Below are 7,114 nucleotides of genomic sequence, written 5' to 3'. Positions count from 1 at the left end.
CCGGCTGCACGCAGCGTTGCTTCCAGGCGTCCGGCAATCTCTGTGATTTCTTCACGGGTATCGCGGCAGAACTCCACCACGAGGATGGCGCCGGGATCGCCCTGTACGAAGAAGCGGTTCTTACGTTGTTCTATATTGTCTTTGGTACATTCCAGGATGAAATGATCTATCAGTTCACTGGCGCTGGGTTTGTAATTCATCGCCAGTACATTGGCGCGCAGTGATTCATCTATCGTATTGAAGTGGATGCAAAGCAATCCTGTTTCTTTCGGAGGGAGCGGATCTACGTGTAGCCTGATCTCTGTGAGAAATGCGAGGGTTCCTTCTGAACCGGCTATCAGCTTGCAGAAGTTGAAGTCTTCGCTGCCGGCGGTGAAGGGTGCTGTTTCCAGCAGCATGTCTACCGCATAACCGGTGTTGCGGCGCGGGATGCTCTTTTTAGGGAACTCGCGGCGTATCTCTTCCTGGTTGCTGTAGTTGCCGAGGATGGTACGTATCTGTTTGTAGATGTTTGTTTCCAGGGTGTCGGGGCCTTCGCATTTGCGATGGAAGGTATCTGTATCCAGGCTGCCGAAGGTTACTTCTTCTCCGTTGCTGAGGAGGGCTTTCACTTCCAGCAGGTGTTCGCGGGTGCTGCCGTATACGACGCTGTTGGAGCCGCAGGAGTTGTTGCCTACCATGCCGCCAATCATGGCGCGGTTGGCGGTAGATGTTTCCGGCCCAAAGTAGAAGCCGTGCGGTTTCAGGAACATATTCAGCTCGTCGCGGATAACGCCGGGCTGTACACGTACCCAGCCTTCTTCCTTGTTCAGTTCCAGTATGTTGGTGAAAGTGCGGGATACGTCTGTAATGATGCCGTTGCCTACTACCTGTCCGGCCAGCGAGGTGCCGGCAGTACGGGGGATGAGCGATGTTTTGTTACTGCGGGCAAAGCTGATGAGTTTCTTCAGGTCATTTGTATTTTTCGGGATAGCCACTGCCAGCGGCATTTCACGATATGCCGACGCATCGGTGGCATAGAGCGTCCGCATGGTATCATCTGTGTAAAGCGTGCCTTCCAGTTCCTGGGCCAATTGCTCTAGCTTATCGCGCATCATTGTAGTACCGGTTTTGAGAAGGCGAAATTAATATTTCGGTCCGGCTTTTTCATCCCCTGTAATGTATCTGTCAAAAAAAATATTATTCCTTTACAAACTGCGGTTTTTTTACATGTAGTCCGCATACGCTTTCCAGCTTTTCCGCCAGGTATAGCGACAATTCCGGTGATGTGGCTTCATCATGCATGTGCATGAAAAAGTAGACCTCCTTTAAGCCTTTATCCAGCCAGTATTTGATACGATTGGCCCAGTCGTCGATGCGGGTATAGTCGGTAGGGTGCAGGCTGTTGCCGACGAAGCGGATGAATATTTTGGGGACGGTAAGATGCATGTGGAGACAATCCCTTCTGCCGGCGGCATCTGTGATAATGGCGCCCACATTAAGCTGACGCAGGTGCTCGAACAGGTCTGTACGGGCGGCTTCGTCTTCAAACCATTGCTTGTGGCGTACTTCCAGGAAAAACTGCAGGTCGGTAGGCAAAGAGGCGAGATACTCGTATAGGGCTTCTCGTTTAGCCGGCCCGTATTTGTCACTGAGTTGCAGGAAGATGGGACCTAGGTGGTTGCCGAAGGCCAGCACGCCTTCCAGGAAGGCTGTGGTTTGCGGACCTGCGCTCACCAGGTTACTGAAATGGCTGATGGCCTGCGGTACTTTCGGGCAGAATTTAAAATCCATCCCGGCGGCATGCACGTCCCATTTGGTAATGGTGGCTGGGCCATAGATCTGGTAATGAGTAGCATTCAGTTCGATGCTGTTATAATGCTTCACATATTCTTGCAGAAAGTTCGCTTCCTTAGTGCCTTTGGGATAGATCTTGCCAAGCCATTCCTTGCGGCCCCATTTGGCGCATCCCATATAGGCCAGCGGTTTCTTCACAGGCTTGCCTTTCAATACTTTCTTGTTGAACTGAGGTTCTGCGGGGAGTTTGAAGTCAATATCCTCCAGCTCGGCAGGAGTAACACGTCCGAAATCCATAATGCCGGGTTTTAAATCATGACAACCGAATGGCTAAAAGCTAGTAGCTGGTAGCCTTTAACACTTTCAAAGTTAACGTTTTCGGATATACTCTTTGTAGGTGAAAGCTATCAAAAACTACTTATATTCGCATTACACAAAAAGGCTAAATCCTAAAAGCTAACAGCATGGAGATATTGCATATCAGCGCAGAGTGTTATCCGGTAGCAAAGGTAGGGGGACTGGGAGATGTTGTTGGAGCCTTGCCCAAATACCAGCAGCAGCTGGGCAGCATCGCTAAGGTAGTGGTGCCTGCATACAGGAACAAATACTACGATACCCACGAATTTGATGTGGTGCACCAGGCCGGTATGTGGCTGGGCCATGACTGGTATCATTTCAATGTTTTAAAGGAACGTCACAACGAACTGGGCTTCGACCTATACCTGATCGATATTCCCGGATTGCTGGACACACCTGCCGTTTATGGTTATGCCAATGATACAGAACGTTTTCTTGCTTTTCAGATTGCTGTGCTGGACTGGATCAATGAATGGGCGCATCAGCCCGATGTGATCCACTGCCATGACCATCATACAGGCCTGGTACCCTTTCTGATCAACTACGGGTATAAATACGCCAGGCTGAAAGATATCCCTTCTGTACTGACCATCCATAACGCCCAGTACCAGGGCCAGTTCGGATGGGACAAACTCTACCTGATTCCCTCATTTGATCTTTGGAAATCCGGGCAGCTCGACTGGAACGGAGCTATTAACCCGCTGGCCGCCGCCATTAAATGTGCATGGCGTGTGACCACCGTTTCTCCGGGTTATCTGGAAGAACTCTACAGCAACGCTAATGGTCTCGAAAGCCTCATCAGTCAGGAACGGGCCAAAACAGTGGGCATCCTCAACGGCATTGATACGGAGGTCTGGAACCCGGACACCGATACTATGCTGTCTGCGAATTATGATATTGATACTGTCGACAACGGCAAACAACAAAATAAGGCACAACTGTGCGAACGCTTCGGACTGGACAGCACGCTGCCGCTCGTTTCTTTCATTGGACGGCTGGTGGGCGATAAAGGCGCTGACCTGCTGCCGGATATTATCGCGCGTTCCCTGCATGAACTGCCGGGTGAGGTAAATTTCCTCGTACTGGGTAGTGGGGAACCACATGTGGAATGGGCACTACAACAAACAAGAAATGCAGGGAGCTATGGATTTAACCTGCACATTGGCTATAACGAAGCCCTTTCACATCTCATTTATGCAGGCAGTGATTTCCTGCTAATGCCCTCCCGCGTTGAACCCTGCGGGCTTAACCAGTTATACGCTCTCCGCTACGGAACCGTGCCTATGGTGCGCAGTACCGGTGGATTAAAAGATACTGTCATCGATTTTGGAGATCAGAACGGAGTTGGCATCCGTTTTAATCAGGCAGGCGTATGGGACGTCTGCTATTCTGTAAAAAGAGCGATAGAATTGTATCATGATACCACGCACCTGCATGAGGTCCGTTTAAGAGGTATGCGTATAGACCACTCCTGGAGCAGTTCGGCATTACGCTACCTGGAGGTTTACAAAAGCTTGAAATAGCAGTCGGTTCAAAATTTATTTCTAATTAAATCCCGTTGTATGACTAACGATGTTATCTCCATCATTCTTGGAGGCGGCGCCGGCACACGCCTGTACCCGCTCACACGCCGCCGCTCCAAACCCGCAGTACCTTTGGCCGGGAAATACAGATTGGTTGACATTCCAATCTCCAATTGCCTGAACGCAGAACTAAACAGAATCTTCGTATTAACCCAGTTTAATTCCGCGTCACTAAACAAGCACATCAAAAACACCTACCACTTCAGCAACTTCGACAAAGGCTTCGTGGATATACTGGCGGCAGAGCAGACGCCGGACAATCCTACCTGGTACCAGGGCACCGCGGATGCTGTGCGGCAATGTCTGCACCATATGGAGAACTTCGAATTTAAATATGTGCTGATCCTTTCCGGTGATCAGCTTTACCAGATGGATTTCCGCAAAATGATCCAGCATCATATTGACACCGGTGCGGAAATATCCATTGCCACCATACCTGTGAGTGCCAGGGATGCATCTGACTTCGGGATACTAAAAACAGATGAAAATGGCGCTATCACCTCCTTCACTGAGAAGCCTTCACAGGATGTACTGCCGCCCTGGGCCTCAGAAGTAAGTGAGGAAATGAAACAGGAAGGCCGCATCTACCTGGCCAGCATGGGCATCTATATCTTCAGCCGCGACGTACTGTTTGAAATACTCAACGCCAAACCCGAAGCCACCGATTTTGGGAAACAGGTGATCCCTGATGCCATTACTGCCAAAAGTAAAGTGTTCAGTTACCAGTATGAAGGCTATTGGACAGACATCGGGAATATCGGTTCCTACTTTGAAGCGAACATTGGCCTTACTGACGATATTCCACTGTTCAATCTTTTTGATGAATCCCAGACCATCTACTCCCGTGCGCGTATGCTGCCGCCGGCGAAAATTTCAGGTACGCTGGAGAAAACAATGATCGCAGATGGTTGTATAATAATGGCGAAGCATCTTGAACGCTGTGTAGTGGGTATACGCACCCGCATTGGCAGAGGCACAGAGATCAGGGGGGCTTATATAATGGGCAGCGACTATTACCAGACGCTGGATGAACTGGAGAAAGCGAAAGCAGAAGGACGCCCGCCGATGGGAATAGGAGAAGACTGCATTATCGCGAACGCGATTATTGACAAGAACTGCAGTATCGGTAACGGCGTACATATAAACGGAGGTTCTCATCTTCCCGACGGGGATTTTGAAAAATATACAATAAAAGACGGTATTGTTGTTGTAAAGAAAGGGGTGATATTACCAGACGGTTTCAGTATCTAAAACAACTCTATCATGCGATTGTCCATAGAGCGTAAGCCTGCCAAGGTCTATCCTGACCTTAAAAGGGTGGTGGCCCGTTTCTTCTTCAACGGAGAAACCAGAGCCAAATCTATCATACAGCGTGTGTCCGCCATGAGCGATGAAGAAGTGGAGATAACCGTAACGCCTATACTCAGAGAGTTTTCCCGGCGTCACCGCAACATCACCCGCGTTTTTGAAAGGCATGCCGACAGGGTCAGGCACCTGTTTGCCTCTGTACAGCTCAACTATGATGACGTGTCGCTGAAAAGAAAACTGCTTACCGGCTCTTACTTCACGAATGAATACTCCATAGAATCCGCCGCCTTCTTCAATCCATCTATCTTCGAAGATGTAGACCAGAGTGGGCTTGAAGAAGGCGAAAAGCGGGTGATACTCAGTTTTCGCGCCGTGGGCGAAGGGCATATCTCTTCTATTGCTTTTCGTAGCGGTATCATCGACCGGCACAACCAGATCAGTCTGGAAGCGCCAGGTAACTACGTGGATGAAGCGGAGATTATCCGTAATTCCATCTATCATAAACAAACCTTTTTTCAGAACGCTGTTTCCATCAAACTCCCCGATTCGGTGATGCAGGAAGTGCAGAACAACCTCCCCGGTGAATTTGAATACATGGATCTTAAGAAAGTGATCCGCGAACTGCAGCAACGCTACCAGGTAGACCACCTCCTGAAAAAGGCGCTGGAAAGGCTGTTGTGGCTCGCTGATTCCTACTATGAGCTGAACTTTTCGCTGGATACAGATCTGTCGGACCGCATAATATTCCCTTATTCCGATGTGGAAAGCAGAGGTATAGAAGATGCGCGTTTTGTGAAATATGCCGGGGAGGATGGCAAGGTTACCTATTATGCCACCTATACCGCTTTTGATGGCGTGACCATTCAGCCGAAGCTTTTGCAGACAAAGGATTTTTATTCCTTCAAGATCATGCCGCTCTACGGCGAAGGTGCGCAGAACAAAAACCTGGCGCTGTTTCCGCGCAAGATCAAAGGGAAGTATGCGATGATTTCGCGTATTGACGGTGTCAACTCCTACGTTATGTATTCCGATAAGATCAACATCTGGGAAAACCCGCAAATATTGCAGGAACCTAAATATCCGTGGGAGTTTGTACAGGTGGGCAACTGCGGGTCGCCGATAGAAACAGAACGCGGCTGGCTCATCATCACGCACGGCGTGGGGCCTATGCGTACTTACTGTATCGGCGCCAGCCTGCTCGACCTGGAAGATCCCAGTGTGGAAATAGGCCGCCTGAAAGAACCGTTGCTGATGCCTAACAAAGACGAACGGGAGGGATATGTGCCCAATGTACTCTATTCCTGTGGCTCCATTATTCACAACGATGAGTTAATTATCCCGTATGGCCTGTCGGATTATGCATCCGGCTTCGCCAGCGTTAACCTGGAAAGACTGCTCACCCAGATCCGCTCAGATGGTATCTGAGATCAGATCGTTTTATATAAATCAATATAGGACTCCACCATTTTATCTTCACTGAAATGCTTGCGTGCGTGCAGGTGACAGGCATAACGGTCTATCAGTGAAAGTTCTTCCACGATAGCGATAGCCGCCGCCACGTCATTTACGAGGAAGCCTGTTTTGCCATTGTCGATCAGCTCCGGCATAGCGCCCCTGTTGAAAGCAATAACCGGTGTGCCGCACAACATGGCCTCCGCCACACTTAATCCAAATGGCTCATTGAAACTGACAGGATGCAGTAATGCGCTGGCTTTGCCGAGTAATGCGCTGCGTGAGGCATCGCCCACCGGGCCTATGTATCTTATCTGTTCTTCATCAATGTAGGGTTTTACCTTTTCATTGAAATAGGCATGATCCTGTATGATGCCTGCTATCAGTAGCCGGCGGCGTGTATGCAACGCTATCTGTATGGCTTCATATGTGCCCTTGTGCGGATGGATACGCCCGTAGTACAACAGATAATCCTGTGGCGCCGGCTCAAATGCGAAGTCTGTAGTCTTCACGCCATTGTAGATAGTAGCTTTGTAGTGCAGGTCGGGATGCCGGTCTGCGTTACTGATAGCGACGTAGTGGCCGATGTCGTTATACCGCTTATATACCGGGATGATCTTTTCTGACGAGAATCCGTG

At 49.6% G+C, this 7,114-nt stretch carries 6 protein-coding genes; 3 read left to right on the top strand and 3 right to left on the bottom strand.

What is annotated here, in order from left to right:
* The coding region (locus VM802_RS01180) for an FAD-binding oxidoreductase (RefSeq protein ID WP_325527101.1) at positions 1 to 1,097 on the bottom strand (1,097 nt) is incomplete at its 3' end.
* A gap of 82 nt (positions 1,098 to 1,179) precedes the next feature.
* Positions 1,180 to 2,073, bottom strand: a complete 894-nt coding sequence (locus VM802_RS01175; RefSeq protein ID WP_325527099.1) for a DUF72 domain-containing protein — start codon at positions 2,071 to 2,073, stop codon at positions 1,180 to 1,182.
* Positions 2,074 to 2,240: 167 nt separating this feature from the next.
* Here VM802_RS01175 and VM802_RS01170 point away from each other — a divergent pair, with 167 nt between their 5' ends.
* From VM802_RS01170 to VM802_RS01160, 3 genes are read left to right on the top strand one after another with little or no spacing between them, the layout of a single operon-like run.
* Positions 2,241 to 3,656, top strand: a complete 1,416-nt coding sequence (locus tag VM802_RS01170; RefSeq protein WP_325527097.1) for a glycogen synthase — start codon at positions 2,241 to 2,243, stop codon at positions 3,654 to 3,656.
* A 39-nt stretch (positions 3,657 to 3,695) separates the two neighbouring features.
* Entirely contained in the window at positions 3,696 to 4,967 is a 1,272-nt protein-coding gene (locus VM802_RS01165) for a glucose-1-phosphate adenylyltransferase (protein ID WP_325527095.1), read from the top strand.
* A 12-nt stretch (positions 4,968 to 4,979) separates the two neighbouring features.
* On the top strand, positions 4,980 to 6,449 hold the full coding sequence (locus VM802_RS01160; protein WP_325527093.1) for a glycoside hydrolase family 130 protein: 1,470 nt from the start codon (positions 4,980 to 4,982) through the stop codon (positions 6,447 to 6,449).
* Between the two features lie 2 nt (positions 6,450 to 6,451).
* Here the strand turns inward: VM802_RS01160 and VM802_RS01155 are convergent.
* Positions 6,452 to 7,114 (bottom strand): glycosyltransferase (locus VM802_RS01155; protein ID WP_325527091.1); only part of this gene is annotated, 663 nt, incomplete at its 5' end.

This window comes from Chitinophaga sp. (assembly GCF_035538455.1).
In the GTDB taxonomy this organism is placed as follows: Bacteria; Bacteroidota; Bacteroidia; order Chitinophagales; family Chitinophagaceae; genus Chitinophaga.
This window is presented reverse-complemented; position numbering and strand designations above follow the sequence as displayed.